This window comes from Xanthobacter aminoxidans (genome assembly GCF_043193615.1).
In the GTDB taxonomy this organism is placed as follows: domain Bacteria; phylum Pseudomonadota; class Alphaproteobacteria; order Rhizobiales; family Xanthobacteraceae; genus Xanthobacter; species Xanthobacter aminoxidans.
On sequence record NZ_JBAFUS010000001.1, the window covers coordinates 1,745,608 to 1,760,013 of the forward strand.

14 protein-coding genes and 1 pseudogene are annotated in these 14,406 nt (G+C 67.9%); 2 read left to right on the top strand and 13 right to left on the bottom strand.

Annotated features, from left to right (window positions below):
* Window positions 1-57: 57 nt before the first annotated feature.
* Window positions 58-357: pseudogene (locus V5F74_RS08005) on the bottom strand (Dabb family protein); the annotation flags it as partial.
* 106 nt (window positions 358-463) lie between these two features.
* Between V5F74_RS08005 and V5F74_RS08010 the strand changes: the two are divergent.
* Both V5F74_RS08010 and V5F74_RS08015 read left to right on the top strand, forming a co-directional pair.
* Window positions 464-1,378, top strand: coding sequence for a LysR family transcriptional regulator (locus tag V5F74_RS08010; protein WP_029555552.1), 915 nt, complete (start codon window positions 464-466; stop codon window positions 1,376-1,378).
* Window positions 1,379-1,453: 75 nt separating this feature from the next.
* Window positions 1,454-1,768, top strand: coding sequence for a hypothetical protein (locus tag V5F74_RS08015; RefSeq protein WP_029555553.1), 315 nt, complete (start codon window positions 1,454-1,456; stop codon window positions 1,766-1,768).
* Window positions 1,769-1,786: 18 nt separating this feature from the next.
* Here V5F74_RS08015 and V5F74_RS08020 read toward each other — a convergent pair whose 3' ends face one another.
* The 12 genes from V5F74_RS08020 to V5F74_RS08075 all read right to left on the bottom strand — a co-directional run bounded on the left by V5F74_RS08020 (window position 1,787) and on the right by V5F74_RS08075 (window position 14,331).
* Complete coding sequence (locus V5F74_RS08020; protein WP_024280651.1) at window positions 1,787-2,191, bottom strand: carboxymuconolactone decarboxylase family protein; 405 nt, start codon at window positions 2,189-2,191, stop codon at window positions 1,787-1,789.
* A 44-nt stretch (window positions 2,192-2,235) separates the two neighbouring features.
* Entirely contained in the window at window positions 2,236-2,997 is a 762-nt protein-coding gene (locus tag V5F74_RS08025; protein WP_024280652.1) for an ABC transporter permease, read from the bottom strand.
* Window positions 2,998-3,085: 88 nt separating this feature from the next.
* Window positions 3,086-3,919: an ABC transporter ATP-binding protein gene (locus V5F74_RS08030; RefSeq protein WP_051679367.1), complete on the bottom strand. Its 834-nt coding sequence runs from the start codon at window positions 3,917-3,919 to the stop codon at window positions 3,086-3,088.
* Window positions 3,920-4,033: 114 nt separating this feature from the next.
* Window positions 4,034-5,080 carry an ABC transporter substrate-binding protein gene (locus V5F74_RS08035; protein ID WP_394007242.1) on the bottom strand — a complete coding sequence of 349 codons (1,047 nt, stop codon included), beginning with the start codon at window positions 5,078-5,080 and terminating at the stop codon, window positions 4,034-4,036.
* A 164-nt stretch (window positions 5,081-5,244) separates the two neighbouring features.
* A complete protein-coding gene (locus V5F74_RS08040; RefSeq protein ID WP_394007244.1) occupies window positions 5,245-6,174 on the bottom strand; it encodes an NAD(P)-dependent oxidoreductase in 930 nt (309 codons plus the stop codon).
* Window positions 6,175-6,199: 25 nt separating this feature from the next.
* On the bottom strand, window positions 6,200-7,012 hold the full coding sequence (locus V5F74_RS08045; protein WP_394007246.1) for an alpha/beta fold hydrolase: 813 nt from the start codon (window positions 7,010-7,012) through the stop codon (window positions 6,200-6,202).
* A 113-nt stretch (window positions 7,013-7,125) separates the two neighbouring features.
* Window positions 7,126-7,908, bottom strand: coding sequence for a GntR family transcriptional regulator (locus tag V5F74_RS08050; protein WP_394007248.1), 783 nt, complete (start codon window positions 7,906-7,908; stop codon window positions 7,126-7,128).
* A gap of 59 nt (window positions 7,909-7,967) precedes the next feature.
* Window positions 7,968-8,774: an N-acyl homoserine lactonase family protein gene (locus V5F74_RS08055; protein WP_394007250.1), complete on the bottom strand. Its 807-nt coding sequence runs from the start codon at window positions 8,772-8,774 to the stop codon at window positions 7,968-7,970.
* Complete coding sequence (locus V5F74_RS08060) at window positions 8,771-9,811, bottom strand: NAD-dependent epimerase/dehydratase family protein (RefSeq protein WP_394007252.1); 1,041 nt, start codon at window positions 9,809-9,811, stop codon at window positions 8,771-8,773. The genes V5F74_RS08055 and V5F74_RS08060 overlap by 4 nt, the downstream gene beginning before the upstream one ends.
* Entirely contained in the window at window positions 9,804-10,529 is a 726-nt protein-coding gene (locus V5F74_RS08065) for an enoyl-CoA hydratase/isomerase family protein (protein ID WP_029555562.1), read from the bottom strand. The genes V5F74_RS08060 and V5F74_RS08065 overlap by 8 nt, the downstream gene beginning before the upstream one ends.
* Before the next feature lie 171 nt (window positions 10,530-10,700).
* Window positions 10,701-13,667, bottom strand: coding sequence for a putative bifunctional diguanylate cyclase/phosphodiesterase (locus V5F74_RS08070; RefSeq protein WP_394007254.1), 2,967 nt, complete (start codon window positions 13,665-13,667; stop codon window positions 10,701-10,703).
* 169 nt (window positions 13,668-13,836) lie between these two features.
* Window positions 13,837-14,331, bottom strand: a complete 495-nt coding sequence (locus V5F74_RS08075) for a hypothetical protein (RefSeq protein WP_394007256.1) — start codon at window positions 14,329-14,331, stop codon at window positions 13,837-13,839.
* Between the last annotated feature and the right edge of the window lie 75 nt (window positions 14,332-14,406).

The following is a 14,406-nucleotide window of genomic DNA, read 5'->3' on the forward strand; positions in this document are numbered from 1 at the left end:
CGCCACGGAGGCGGGATGACGGGGCTCGATGGTGCCGAAGGCGGCGTCCTCAGCCACATAGTCCACCTGGAAGCGCGCGATGCGCAGGTCCGCCAGTTCCTGGCGCACGCGCAGATGCTCGGGATGGGAGGCGTAGGCGGCGAGATCAGCGGCGGTGGCGAATTCGGACACCAGCACCACGTCGCAGGCATAATCGACATCGGAAATGTCGAGGCCGATCTCGACGCGGGTCATGCCGGCGACGCGGCCGCGCAGGCCCTCGAACGCGGCCTTGACCTTCTGCCGGGCGGCGGCGCGCTCCTCGCGCGTCTCTCCGCTCACGCGCCACATCACTATGTGGCGGATGGGTCCCATCATTGGCGTTTCCTCGACCTATTGGTCTTTCGTTGGATGTGAGTTTTGACTTGCGCGCAGCGGAAATAAACGGGATTTTCCGGAACGGTCTTTTGCGCAAAGTGGAAATATGGATCGCCTGACCCAGATCGAGGTGTTCGTGAAGACCGCCGAGCTGCGCAGCCTCTCGCGGGCGGCGGAGGCATTGGGCATGTCCAACGCGGCGGTGAGCCGGCATCTCGCGGCGCTGGAGGAGCGCCTCGCCGCACGCCTCGTGGAGCGCAACACCCGCCGCCTCTGGCTGACAGAGGCGGGGCAGGAATTCTACCAGCGCAGCGGCACGCTCCTCACCGAACTGGCCGAAGCGGAAGAGGCGGTGAACGAGCACACCCTCGCCCCGCAGGGCCTGCTGCGGGTGACGAGCTCACTCTCCTTCGCCACCATCTATCTCGCGCCCATGCTGCCGGAATTCCGCAAGCTCTATCCCAAGCTCAACGTCCATATCGCAGTCGCCAACCGCTATCTCGACTTCATCGAGGCGGGCATCGACGTCGCCATCCGCACCCGCCTGCACGAGCCGGACACCAACATCATCGTGCGCCGCCTCGGCCGGATGCGGCGCGTGCTGGCCGCTTCACCGGCTTATCTGGAGGAGCACGGCCGCCCGCGCGAGCCGGCCGACCTCACGCGGCACGACATGCTGGTCTACAATCTGGCGCAGGACCCGTTCTCCCTGCGCCTCACCAAGGGCGACGCGGAGCGCACCGTGCGCATCACCGGCGCGCTGGACTGCAACGACGGGCAGGTGATCCGGCAGGCGGCCTTGTCGGGCCTGGGCATCCTCATCCAGCCGCTGTACATCGTGCAGGACGACCTCGCCTCCGGGCGCCTCGTAGCAGTGATGCAGGATTGGCAATTGCCCACACTGACCATGAACATCGCCTACCAGAACCGCGAGCGCCTGCCGGCGAAGATCCGCGTGTTCACCGACTATCTCGTCAATTACGTGCGGCAGGTTTCGAGCAGCGGCATCTGGTCGGCCTGACCCGGCGTGTGTTGCCGGGGCGTCGGGTTTCGCCATGATGGGGTGATCCGACACCCCTTGCCTTCCGGGCGGCCCATGCAGCACATCCTCGGTGCCTTTTCAGCCCTCGATCCGCTCATTGCGCTGGGGGTGTTCATCGCCACGGCCGCCACCGACGCCTGCTACGTGGCCTTCACCTCGGCCGTGGTGGCGCGCCGACGCCTCTCGGCGGCCAACTGGTCGAGCGTCTGGTACATGCTCTCCTCGTTCGCCGTCATCAGCTACACGGAGAACTGGGTCTATGTGGTGTTCGCGGCAGCGGGCTCGTGGGTCGGCGCCTTCCTGTCGCTGACCCTGCTGCATCGCCCCGGCGGGAAGGTGGCGCCTGTCGGCTCCTCCCCGCCGGACTAGCGATTGCGACCGCGATCCTCAGCCGGCCGCGGCGGCGTCGACCTCGCGGAACACCTCCTGCGCGATGCGCGAGGTTTCCAGCGCCACCGGAACACCGCAATAGATCGCGATCTGCAGCACCACCTCGCGGATCTCGTCGCGGGTGACGCCGTTGGTCAGCGCCCCCTTGACGTGGAGCTTCAGTTCGTGCGGACGGTTCAGCGCCGACAGCATGACGATGTTGAGCATGCTGCGCGTCTTCCGCTCCAGCCCCGGCCGGCCCCAGATCGCGCCCCAGCAATATTCGGTGACCAGTTCCTGCAGGGGGCGGGCGAACTCGTCCACATTGGCCATGGAGCGCTCCACATGGGCGGCGCCCAGCACCGCCTTGCGGATCTCCATGCCCTTGTGCAGCAGGCTGGCGGCTTCGGTCGTTTCGGTCATCTGACTGTTCCTGGATGAATGGGCGTGACGTGAAGGGGTGCAGGTCAGGATTTCGGCTTGCCGACGATGAGGCGCTTCTCGACGAGGGTCACCGCAAGGTCGAGCACCAGCGCGAAGACGGTGAGGACGATGATGCCGGCGAACACGGCATTCACATCGAACGTCGCCTCCGCCTGGAGGATCAGGTAGCCGACACCCCGGGCCGAGCCGAGATATTCGCCCACCACCGCGCCGACGAAGGCCATGCCCACCGACATGTGCAGGCTGGAGAACACCCAGCTCAATGCCGAGGGGATATAGACCGTGGTGAGGAGCTGGCGCCGGTTCGCGCCCAGCATCCGCGAATTGGCGAGGATGACCGGGTTCACCTCCCGCACGCCCTGGAAGACGTTGAAGAAGACCACGAAGAACACCAGCGTCACGCCCAGCGCCACCTTGGAGCCGATGCCGAGGCCGAACCAGACGATGAAGATGGGGCCGAGGATGACCCGCGGCATGGCGTTGAGCGCCTTGATGTAGGGATCGAACAGGGCGGCCGTGAGCGGCGAAAGGCCGAGCCACAGGCCGATGCCGATGCCCGACGCCACGCCGAGCAGGAAGGCGAGCAGCGTCTCGATCAGCGTGGTCGCGAGATGGACGAAGATCTCGCCCGTCACGAACCAGCTGACGATCTGCTGGAACACCAGCACCGGATCGCCGAAGAAGAAGACCGGCAGGGCCTTGGATCGCACCAGCGCATACCAGGCGATGATGAGGGCCGCGAACAGCGCCGCCTGGAGCGCGGTGAGGACGATGGGGCCCGGCATCGCGCGCCGGCGGGACCGTCGTTGCGGGCGGGCGGCGGGGCGGCCGGGGGCAGTGCGACCGGAGGCGCTGGGATCGGCGATCACGGCGTCAGTCCGCAAGTTTGCGCTGATTTCGCTCATAGGCTTTCAGGACCTCTTCCTTCATGGCGTCCCAGATCTGGTGGTAGAGCTCGACGAAGCGCGGCGTCATGCGGATCTCGGCGACGTCGCGCGGCCGCGGCAGGTCGATGCGGAACTCGGCGATGGGGTGCGTGGAGGGGCCGGCGGACAGGATGATGACCCGGTCCGACAGGGAGATCGCCTCTTCCAGGTCATGGGTGATGAACAGCACCGACTTGCGATAGGTGGTCCAGAGCTGGAGCAGCTCGTTCTCCATCAGCACGCGCGTCTGCACGTCCAGCGCGCTGAACGGTTCGTCCATGAGCACGATCTTGGGATCGCGAATGAGCGTCTGCGCCAGCGCGACGCGCTTGCGCATGCCGCCGGACATTTCGTGCGGGAAGCGCTCGCCATGTCCGGAAAGCCCGACACGGGCGAGCCACTCGTTGCCGAGCCGCTCGGCCGCCTTGCGCTCCGTCCCCGCATATTCGAGGCCGGTGATGACGTTTGACAGCGCGGTTCGCCACGGCATCAGCGCGTCCGCCTGGAAGAGATAGCCGGCATCCGCATTGATGCCCTCCAGCGACCGGCCATAGACGCAGATGTCGCCCTCGGAGGGTTCGAGCAGACCCGCGGCGACATTCAGCAGGGTGGACTTGCCGCAGCCGGTGGGACCGACGATGGAAACGAACTCGCCATCCCCCACATGAAGGCTGGCGTCGTTCACCGCCGTATAGGCACCGAAGCGCACTGAGACGTGGTCGAACAGGAGGGCCGGCGGCGGGCCGGCGTGAGCGGAGAGGTCACCGACGGGCGCTGGCATGCGGACGGGGCCGGCTTCCGGTTGAAGGCCGAAGGTCATGAAACGTCTCCCTGAGGGCGCGGGAACTGGGGGGGCGCGGGACGGAGGGGCCAGCAACGGCCCCTCAGCGACACGTCAGTGCTTCGCGGCCGGGCCGTATTTCTTCAGCGCACGTTCCACGAGGCTGTTGTCATAGGTGCGCGGGATGTCGAGGCTGGCCGACTTCAGCGCCGGCTCCATCACCGAGATGGTGGCGAGCACGTTCTTCGCCGCCTCCGGCGTCACGATGCCGTCCCACTGGAAGGCGGAAAGGTTCTGCTGCAGCGATTTGCGGTAGAGCGCTTCGTCGGCCTTGTAATATTCGGCCGGAACTGAGGCGATGATGTCGTCGATGCTCGCGGTCTTCAGCCATTGCATGGCCCGGACCAGGGCATTGGACACGGCCTGCGACGTGTTCGGATTGGCCTTGATGAAGTCGGTGCGGGCGTAGAGGCAATCGGCGAGGTAAGGGCCGCCGAAGGCGATCTGCGAGCCTTCCGCACTCCGGCTGTCCACCAGCACCACCACTTCCTTCGCATCGGTGAGCGAGGTGATGGCGGGATCCAGATTGACGATGGCATCAAGCTCGGTGCCAGAGCGGATGGCGGCGACCGCGCTCGGGCCGGTGCCGATGGAGATGAAGCTCGCATCCTTCCAGTTCACGCCGGCCCGCTCCAGCAGTTGGGCGACGAAATTCTGCGTGGAGGCGCCTGGCGCCGAGATACCGATCTTCTTACCCTTGAGATCCTTGACGCCCCTGATGCTGTCCGCCTTCGTCGCGCGCACGGCGAGCACATTGCCCGGATAGCGACCGAAGACGGTGATGCAGGTGAGATCCTGCCCCTTGGACTGAAGGCGCAGCATGTGCTCGTAGGCCCCTTCGCCGATGTCGGCGCCGCCGGCGACCACGGCCTGGAGGGCTGCGGTGCCCGAGCTGAAGGCCGTGGAATCCACCGTAAGGCCTTCGTCCTCGAAGTATTTCTTATTCAGCGCGACGAAATACGCGATCTTGTTCATCTGGCTGATGGAACCGCCGACCGCGATCGAGATCTTCGGCTTCTCCAGGCCTGCGGCCCCGGCCGCTCCCGGCAGGAGGGCGAGGCCCATCCATCCGGCGGCGATGATGCTTCTGACGATGGACATTAGCTTCCTCCACGGATGCGACATTTGCTTGGCGGCGTCGCTTGAGGGGCGCTTGGCGCCCTCTTCATTTTCTGACTTATTGTATGACAATATGGCCAATGAGATGGATGTCAACCATGTCCGACTGACTTTCCGTCATCCGGCCCTCCCGCAGAAAGTCGCCGCTACTTTCCCCTGTTCAGAATCCCGTCCAGCGTCTCGCGGTCGACCTTGATCGCGACACCGGCGCGCTTTTCCTGCACCAGCATGGCGACACGGGAATCCCTCTTTCCCCAGCCCCGGTTGCGGGCTTCCGTCATCTCGGCCAGCGTCATCTCGGTGAACCGTGCCGGGACGCCGACCTCCCGCGCGAGGGCCGCGGCCAGCGACACGTCCTTAAACGCAAGATCGAGGGCGAAGGACACCTCGTCGAAGGCCGCCGGCAGGAACTGGTCGGCGAGACGGTCCACCACATTCTGGCGCCCGAGCGATCCTTCCCGGATCGCGGCGAACAGGGTGGCGGGGTCTACACCCGCCTTGACGCCGATGGTGATGACCTCCGCCAGAACCATCTGGATGCCGTAGTTCGCGCTGTTGTGGACCAGCTTGGCCGTGGTGGCCGCGCCGAGCGCGCCGAGGAACATCACCCGGTCGCCCAGCAGGTCGAGATACGGCCGGCAGGCCTCGAAAGCGTCCTCGCTGCCGCTCACCCAGATGGCCAGCCGGTGCGTGCGCGCGCCCTTGGGCCCGCCGCTCACCGGCGCATCCAGCAGGGCGACGCCACGGGCCGCGAGGCGCTCGCCCAGGGCACGCACCGCTGCCGGCGCGCTGGTGGTCATGTCGATGAGCGTCGCGCCGGCCGAGAGCCCCTCGGCGAGGCCGTCGTTGCCGAACACCACCGCCTCGACCTCGGCCGGACCGGGCAGCATGGTGAAGATCTCGCGGGCCCTTGCCGCGACATCGCGCGGCGACGGCACCCACAGAGCCCCCAGCGCCTCGAAGGGTGCCGCGGCCTCGCGTCGGCGCGTATGGATGACGAGTTCCTGGCCGGCTTCGAGGAGCCGCGTCGCCAGTGGAGCGCCCATGGCGCCGAGGCCGATGAAACCGATGGGCACGGACGTCACCTCCTGTTGCGCGGTGTCAGAGAGCGTTGTGGAAGGCGAGAAGCCGCCGGTTCACCTCGTCCGGGGCTTCCAGCGGCGCCATGTGCGAGGCGTCGGGAATGATCTCCAGCCGCGCGCCGGGGATGCCGCGCGCGATGACCTCGGATGCCGCGACGGGCGTCGTCGGGTCCTGCTCGCCCACCATCACCAGTGTTGGCTTCGCGATCTCGCCGAGGCGCGGCGCGACGTCGAGGGTCGAGATCATGTCCCACATGGCGGCATGAACATGGGGATCGGCCGCGCGCAAGGTCTTCGCGACCCGGTCGAGCACGTCGGGCCGCCGCGCGGCGAAGCCGGGCGTGAACCAGCGCTCCAGCGTGGGCGCGATGATCGCCTCCATGCCGCCCGCCCGCACCTGCGCCGCACGCCCGCGCACGGCCGTCCGCCCCGCATCGGCGAAGGTGCTGACCGTATCCATAAGGCACAGCGCGCGGACAAGATCGGGGCGCGCGAGCGCCAGCGTCTGGGCGATCATGCCGCCAACGGACAGCCCCACCACGCAGGCCGGCCCCGCCCCTGCCGCTTCGATGACCCGGGCGAGATCGGCGGCCGCATCATCGAACCCCAAGGGCATGCCGGGCGCGGGCGAGGCGCCGTGGCCGGCAAGGTCGTAGGCGATCACGTCGAAGCTTTCGGCGAGCGCGCCGATCTGCCGGTCCCAATAGGTCAGGTCGAGCGCGACGGCGTGGATGAGCACCACCAGCGGGGCGCCATGGCGTCCGGCGCGCACCTGGTGAAGCGCCGGGGTGGTCCCCGAAAGCGGCGGACTTGACGGGTCGGCATGGGGCATCACGCAAGCTCCTTCGGCGGCCCACGCTGGGCGTGCGCCATCAATCGCGCGCTCGAGGCGGCTGCACGGGTGTTTTCAACGGAACAGGCGCGGCCACCGCGCCTGAAGGCGGACTACATGCGGGCGAGGCGCGGCTCGCCCACGGCCGGAGCGGCGGCCCCCTTGTCCCTGGCGGATGTTTCCTTCGTGCCCCGCTTGCGGACCGGGCGGTCGCGCTCCGCCTCCTTGGCGGTGAGCACCGCATCGGCGATGGCTGCGGCGTTCATCACATGGCGGCGACAGGCCTGTCCGGCCGCCTCGGGATCGCGCCGGGCGATGGCCTCCATGATGTCGCCGATTTCACCGAGGCTCTTCGCCAGCCGGCCCGGCTGGGACAGCGTATGGGCGCGCAGCATGGTGACCCGCCAGTGGATCATGCGCAGCATGTCCTCCAGCATCGGATTGTGCGCGCCGGCCGTGAGCGCGGCATAAAAGACCGTCTTGACCAGCAGGAGATCGCTGCCCGGCTTGCCGCGGCTGGCTTTCCTGAAGGCGGCGAAGGCGCTCTCCAGCGCCTTGTGCTCGGCCTCCGTGGCCCGCTCGGCGAAGCAACGCCCGGCCATCTCCTCCAGCGTCGCGCGCAATTCATAGATCGAGCGCGCGTCCTCGGCGGTATAGATGGCGACGATGGGACCGCGATGGGGGATGATCTGCAGGATGCCCTCCGCGGCGAGCTGGCTCAGGGCCTCCCGCAGCAGGGTTCGGCTCACCTGGAACATCTCGCAGATCTCGCGCTCCACCAGTCGGTCGCCCGGCTGGAAGCGCCCTTCGAGAATGGCGGTGCGCAGGGCCTCGATCACCTGTTTCTTGAGCGATGCCGCCTGGTGCATGGCCGCAAGGCTGGCTGGCGTGGTCATTGCTGGCTTCCTTGGCTCGCGGTCCCGATGGATTCGATGCGCTGTGTCCACTGACGAAATCAGATGACGGGCGGCTCGTCGAGCCGCACGACGATGCCGTCCAGTTCCGGCTTCGGCGGCCGGTAGCGCTTCATCACCAGCGGATCGTGCCCGGGGATGATGTGGTCCGGCGAGGGCGCGGCCGCCTTCAGCCGATCGAAGCCTTCGAGCATGCATCCCACGTGGAAGGCGGTGACGAACGGACGCTCGGTGTCCATGTTCTCGTAGAAATGGGTCACGTCCGACGCCAGCACCACCAGTCCGCGGCGGGTGTTGACCCGCACGAACTGGAGCCCGGCGGAATGCCCGGGTGCGGGGTGCAGCGTCACGCCCGGCGCCAGTTCCGCACCGCCGTCATAGAAGCTGACGCGGCCGGCATAATTGGCGCGGACCATGCCCGCCACATCCTCCACCTCGAAGGAATGGCGCAGGCGGCGGTAGCGCATGTAGCGCCCCACCGCAAAGTGCATCTCCGCCTCCTGCAGGTGGAAGGTCGCGGCGGGAAAGAGGTCGAAATTGCCCACGTGGTCGTAGTGCAGGTGGGTGAGGATCACATCCTGCACGGTCGCCGGATCAAGCCCCACCAGCTTCAGCGCCTCGGCCGGGCAGCGCAGGAAATCGCGCTTGCGGCGGGCCGCGACCTCGGCGTTGAAGCCCGTATCCACCACGAAGCTGCGCGCTTCGCCGACGATGGCCCAGACGTAATAGTCGAGCGGCATGGACGCATCGTGGGGATCGCCGCCGATGAAATTGTCCGCCCGTTTCGCATCTCGCGTGGCGTAGCGGATGGCGAAGACCTCGTAGGTGGGGATCGCCTGTGCGCTCATGCCGCCTGCCCCTTCGGGTGAGACCCGCTCGCGCCGGCGAAGGCGCGGTAGCGCTCCGCATAGTCGCGGATGCCCTGTTCCAGCGTGAATTCCGGCGCCCAGCCGAGCACCGCGCGGGCTGCGGAAATGTCGAGGGAGGCGCGCATGCGCGCATTCACATCCTCCAGGGGCGACAGCGCGTCACCGATCTCGATATCGGCACCGGGCACGACCTGCCGGACGATCCGCGCCACCTCTGCGGCCGCCGTCGCCTGTCCAGCCGCCACGTTGAAGACGCGTTGTGCGCCCTCCGCCGGGGCTGGAACGGCGAGGGCGCGCACGACCGCCCTGGCGCAGTCCGGGACGTAGGTGTAGTCGCGCTTCATCGGCCCGCCGGTCACGAACCGCACGTGCCGGCCCAGCACCGCCCCCTCCACCATGGGCTTGATGAACATGGGCGTGCGCATGCCAAGGCCGTAGACGGCGGTCACGCGCAGCGCCAGCACGTCGAGTGCGTGGAAGGAGGCATAGGCGAGGCCGATGGCCTCGCAGGCCATCTTGGTGGTGCCGTAATGACCGGCGGGGTTGCCCTGCACCACCGAGAAGACCGAGTCCGTCTCCTTCAGCGGCGAGCCGTCGCCGCCATGGTATGCGGCGTTGCTGGACAGGTAGACGAGCCGCGCCATGCCGAGCTGCCGTGCAGCCTCGCACACATTCACCATGCCGGTGATGTTGGTGTGGTAGGTCGCCGCCGGCTGGGCGAGGGAGGTCTCCAGCCCCACGATGCCGGCGCTGTGGACGATGGCCTCGATCCGCTCTGTCCGGCACACGTCCATGAGACGGGCAAGGTCCGTAGTCTGGCCCGTGGCATGGACGACGTCGCCCGCCTCCGCGGCGGCGAGTGTGACGAGGGCTTCGGGCCCCGGCGCGGCCATGTCGTAGCTGACGACGCCATGTCCGGCCTTGGCGAGCGCCGCCGCCACATGGCTGCCGAGAAAGCCGGACCCGCCCGTCACCAGCACGCGCATGGGGCTGCCTCCCGAACCGGCCTCAGCCATGGGCCTTCTGCGCCCGCTCGGCGAGCAGGACGCTCATGAGCGAGACCGCGTATTCGCTGCGCTGCGGGTCGGAGAGCCCGGCGGCTTCGCGGCCGAACTTGCGCAGCAGGGTGATGGACATGGGGTCCTGGGCGGCGACGAAATCGGCGACACGCAGCGCTTCGGCCAGCGCGGCGCCGGGCGGGACCACGGAGGTGACGATGCCGTAACCCTCTGCGTCCGCAGCGGAAATTTCCCGGCTCGACAGGGACAGCTCGAAGCCCCGTTTGTAGGAGACGAAGCGGAACAGGTAGGACAGCACGATCAGCGGCGGCATGCCGTGGGACATTTCCGGCAAGGCGAAGCGGGCATTCTCGGCCGCGACCACATAGTCCGCCTGGGCCGACATGCCGAAGCCCCAGCCGAGCGCAAGGCCTTCCACTGCAAGGATAGTCGGCACCGGCAAGGCGGCGAAGGCGGCATTCACCTTGAGGATGGCGTTGAGGTCTTCCGCGACATCGGATGCCCGAGTCAGGCCCTTCTTGCCGACACGGCCGCCGCAGAAGTTGGCGCCCTGCCCGGCGACCACCAGGGCCCGCATACCGGGTTGATTTGCAAGGGTTTTGGCCGCCTCGGCGAGGTCCAGCAGGGCCTCAGTGTCCAGATGGTTCGGCTCGCCTTGTCCCACCAGCGTCAACACGATGACGCCATTGCCTTTTTCCTCGACGCGAACGGCCATTCCCGGGGCTCCCTGCGCGGCCCTCTGGCGGGCCGCCTTGTTTTTTTCATCGGGAGGGAGTGTGGCACCGCGGCCGAGGAATGTAAACTGATTGTACGACAATAATCTGCACAGACAAACGGACAGCCGGAGCCCGCGCGTGGAGGCATGGACCGCCCCGAAGGTCCCCGTTCAGCGCGATGCGGACTTCGCGCCGGCGGCACCAAAAGCGTTGGAAAACAAAGCCTCGAAGCGCTCCGGAGGCAGCGGCCGGCTCCAGAAATAGCCCTGCCCGAAGGTGCAGCCGTTGGCGACGAGGAAGGCCATCTGTGCGGCCTCCTCGACCCCCTCCGCCAGGATCTCGATGTCGAGCGCTCGCGCCATGGCGATCATGGCCCGGACCAGTTCGCCGTCGACCGCGGAGGCGGGCAGGTCGCGCACGAAACTCTGGTCTATCTTCAGCCGGGAGATGGGGAAGCGCTTGAGGTAGGCGAGGGAGGAATAGCCGGTGCCGAAATCGTCGATGGCGATCCTGACACCCAGTTCCGCGATGCGTTTCAGCTTCGATTCAGCACCGGAATCGGCGCCGAAAAGCATGCTTTCGGTGATTTCGAATTCGATGCTGTCAGCCGGCACCCCGGCGGCGGCGAGCGCCGCCTCGGTCTTCGCGCAGATGTCGGTGGCGTTGAGCTGCCCGGCGGAGATGTTCACGGCGACGAACGCGCACGGCAGCCCGGCCGTCCGCCAGCGCGCCATCTGGGTACAGGCGGTCGCCAGCACGAAGTCGCCGAGGGGGACGATGAGGCCGGTTTCCTCGGCCACCGGGATGAAGCGGTCGGGGCCGATCATCTCGCCCTCGGGGGTGATCCAGCGCACCAGCGCCTCGGCGCCGACGATGGTCTGGTCTTCGAGGCGGACGATGGGTTGGTAGTGGACGGTGAATTCGTGCTCCGCCAGCGCCCGGCGCAGGTTCGCCACCAGTTCCACGCGCGCCCGCGCATCGCGGGTCAGGGCGTCGGTGTAGAAGGCATAGGTCCGTCCGCCCCGGCTCTTGGCCTGGTAGAGCGCGGAATGGGCGTGCTGGAGCAGGGTCTCGGCGTCGCTCGCATCCTCGGGATAGAGGCTGATGCCGATGCTGGCATTGATGAAGAGATTGCTCACGCCCTCGGCCGCGAACGGCTCGCCGAGGGCGTCGATGAGCCGGTCGGCGAAGCGGATGGCCTCCTTCGGCCCCTCGCAGCCGTCGATCAGCACCACGAACTCGTCGGCGCCGTAGCGGCCGATGGTGGCATCCTCGGGCACCGCCTTGCGCAGGTGCTGCGCGGCCGCCCGCAGCACCTCGTCGCCGGCGGCGAAGCCGAGGCTGTCGTTGATGGTCTTGAGATGGTCGATGTCGATGTAGAGCACGGCGCACTGGGTGTCCGGGCGGGTCAGCTCGTGCTCGATCAGGGAGAAGATGAGGGTGCGGTTGGGCAGGCCGGTGAGCGGATCGTAGCGCGTCAGGCGGTCCACCTCGAGCTCGGACTTGCGCGCCTGGGTGATGTCGTTGAAGGCGCCCACATAGCTTTCCGGCGCGCCGGTGCGGCCGTAGACCGTGCTGATGACCGTCTGCTGCAGGTAGAGCGCGCCGTCCTTGCGGCGGTTCCAGATCTCGCCGCGCCAGACGCCGTTGTCCTTCAGGGCGGCCCACAGCAGCTGGTAGAACAGCCGGTCGTGCCGCCCGGAGCTGAGGAACCGCATGTTCTGGCCGAGCACCTCGGCCTCCCCGTGGCCGGTGATGGCGACGAAGGCCGGATTGACCGCCGTGATCCGTCCGGCGAGGTCCGTCACCACCAGCCCCTCCTGGGTGTTGGTGAAGACGGCCTCCGCCAGCGTCAGGTGATGCTCCGCGACGATGCGGGCGGTGGCATCGGAGGCCATCAGGATGATGTAGCCCTCGCCTTCCGGCGTGTCGCGCGCGATGGACTGGACGCACGACAGCCAGATCTCCTTGCCGGCACGGGTGAGGTGGGGCTGGTCGCTGCGCGCCTCGACGACCGTCCCCGAGGGCAGCGACGAGACGGCCTCGCGGCTGGTGCCGCCGACCGCCCCGGCCCGGATGTTCGGCCGCACGTCGGCATAGCTGCGCCCGAGCAGGTCCGCCCGGCCATAGCCCAGGAGGGCGCAGAGGGTTTCGTTGACCCTGAGGAAACGCCCGTCGAGGTCAAGATGGGCGATGCCCTCGGCGGCCTGTTCGAAGGTCGCCCGGAAGCGCTCCTCCGCCGCATGGAGCGCGGCCTTCTGGTCGGCTTCGGCCAGCGCGACGCGCAGCCTCTGGCGCTGGACGAAAAGCAGCGTCAGCGCGCCTACCACCACGAGGCAGGCGGCGGCGGTGATGGCGGAGAGGAAGGCGACGCCGCGCACGTCGTCCACCACGTCGGCCGTGGCGACGGTCGCGATGAGCACCGCGTTGGCCGCGGGCACCATCGCCGCCGCCACCAGCAGTGGCACGTCGTCCGGCGGGGTGATGACGTCGGCGGCGAGGCCGGCCGCGCCGGCGGCAGCGAGGGGCACCAGGGCGTCGGGCAGCGCCTGCTGGGCCCCGGCGATCATCCATCGCCCGTCGCTGCCGGTCTTGCTGGCGAGGAGCACCCGGCCGCTGTCGCCCATCAGGCCGGCGAATTCCTGCAGGCGGCTGAAGCCGGCGCTGCCGTCGGTGACGATGGCGAGGAGGGCCGCCTGCGGCTGTTGCGGCGCTTGCGGCGTCGCATCCAGCATTCCCCGCGCTACGTCCGCATCGATGGACCGGGCCACCGCCTCGGTCATGAATTCGAGCTGCCCCCTGCGCTCGCCGAGCAGCGTGTCGGAGGCCGACCGGAAGACCGCATAGCTGATGAGCCCGACCGGCAGCGTGAGCAGCGCGAGGAGCGCGAACAGCACCCAGCTCCGGAACGCGAGGACCGGCCGGGCCTCGTCCGTGCCCTGGGCGGCGGCATGCAGCGCGAAATAGAGAAGGGCGGTCGTGACCGCGACGAACACGAACCCCTTGAGGGTGGAGAAGACGCCGAAGCCGATGGAGCCGCCGACGCTCTCGATGAAGCGGTCGGACAAGTAGACCCACAACAGCGCGCCGACCGCGTAGGCGATCGTCACGGACGCGATGTACGAGCGGCGTTTCATCGGCGCGCTTCTTTCCGAAGCCAGCATCCGTCCATAGCACATATCCGGAGCTGAAAGTGCGGCCGGGCTCGGGATTGCGTGTCAGCCCAGCAAAAAAATACGTCCCCGCAAGGGGGTACGGCAAACCATCCGTACGGTCGAGCCCCACGGCGCGGTGGGGCGGACCGGCTCAGGGGATGGGCGCGACCACGTTGTCGAAGCTGATGACGACGTCGGTCTGCTGCTGCTTGGAGGTCATGCGGATCGGCAGGCCGCTGTCCACCGCGATCCACACCCGCTGGGGATCGAACGCGGGGGCTCCCGGCATGGGCGGCGGCGTGTAGTCGTAGGCCACCGCATTCTTGCCCTGCACCGTCTCCGGGCCGACGCGCCGGCAGTCCTTGAGGCTGGAAGCGCCGGGAATGACCTTCTTCTGCATCTCCACGCGCCCGCCCGGTCCAAGCGGCATCTTGGCCCACTTGGCCCCATGCTTGACGTACATGACATCGCCGACGATCACGGCCTCCATCAAGGGCGCGCCGGCCATCGCGGCCACCTGCCGGTAGGCCGGAACCTTGCTGAGCCGATCATAGGCGTCCGCCACGCTTTGGCAGTCATCGGCCCGCGCCGACGAGAGCGGCGCGACGAGACAACCCAGCACCAGGACCGCTGTGGCGGCGCGCATGACGTTTCCTTTCAGATTGGGCGCGCCAGCTTAGGCCTCACCATGCGGCTGCACAATCAACCGTCAGGACGTGGG

What these genes read in the sequence shown, in the direction of transcription:
- V5F74_RS08010 (WP_029555552.1), top strand. Translation starts at nt 464, where the DNA reads ATGGATCGCCTGACCCAGATCGAGGTGTTCGTGAAGACCGCCGAGCTG.
- V5F74_RS08015 (WP_029555553.1), top strand. Translation starts at nt 1,454, where the DNA reads ATGCAGCACATCCTCGGTGCCTTTTCAGCCCTCGATCCGCTCATTGCG.
- V5F74_RS08020 (WP_024280651.1), bottom strand. Translation starts at nt 2,191, where the DNA reads ATGACCGAAACGACCGAAGCCGCCAGCCTGCTGCACAAGGGCATGGAG.
- V5F74_RS08025 (WP_024280652.1), bottom strand. Translation starts at nt 2,997, where the DNA reads ATGCCGGGCCCCATCGTCCTCACCGCGCTCCAGGCGGCGCTGTTCGCG.
- V5F74_RS08030 (WP_051679367.1), bottom strand. Translation starts at nt 3,919, where the DNA reads ATGCCAGCGCCCGTCGGTGACCTCTCCGCTCACGCCGGCCCGCCGCCG.
- V5F74_RS08035 (WP_394007242.1), bottom strand. Translation starts at nt 5,080, where the DNA reads ATGTCCATCGTCAGAAGCATCATCGCCGCCGGATGGATGGGCCTCGCC.
- V5F74_RS08045 (WP_394007246.1), bottom strand. Translation starts at nt 7,012, where the DNA reads ATGCCCCATGCCGACCCGTCAAGTCCGCCGCTTTCGGGGACCACCCCG.
- V5F74_RS08050 (WP_394007248.1), bottom strand. Translation starts at nt 7,908, where the DNA reads ATGACCACGCCAGCCAGCCTTGCGGCCATGCACCAGGCGGCATCGCTC.
- V5F74_RS08055 (WP_394007250.1), bottom strand. Translation starts at nt 8,774, where the DNA reads ATGAGCGCACAGGCGATCCCCACCTACGAGGTCTTCGCCATCCGCTAC.
- V5F74_RS08060 (WP_394007252.1), bottom strand. Translation starts at nt 9,811, where the DNA reads ATGGCTGAGGCCGGTTCGGGAGGCAGCCCCATGCGCGTGCTGGTGACG.
- V5F74_RS08065 (WP_029555562.1), bottom strand. Translation starts at nt 10,529, where the DNA reads ATGGCCGTTCGCGTCGAGGAAAAAGGCAATGGCGTCATCGTGTTGACG.
- V5F74_RS08070 (WP_394007254.1), bottom strand. Translation starts at nt 13,667, where the DNA reads ATGAAACGCCGCTCGTACATCGCGTCCGTGACGATCGCCTACGCGGTC.
- V5F74_RS08075 (WP_394007256.1), bottom strand. Translation starts at nt 14,331, where the DNA reads ATGCGCGCCGCCACAGCGGTCCTGGTGCTGGGTTGTCTCGTCGCGCCG.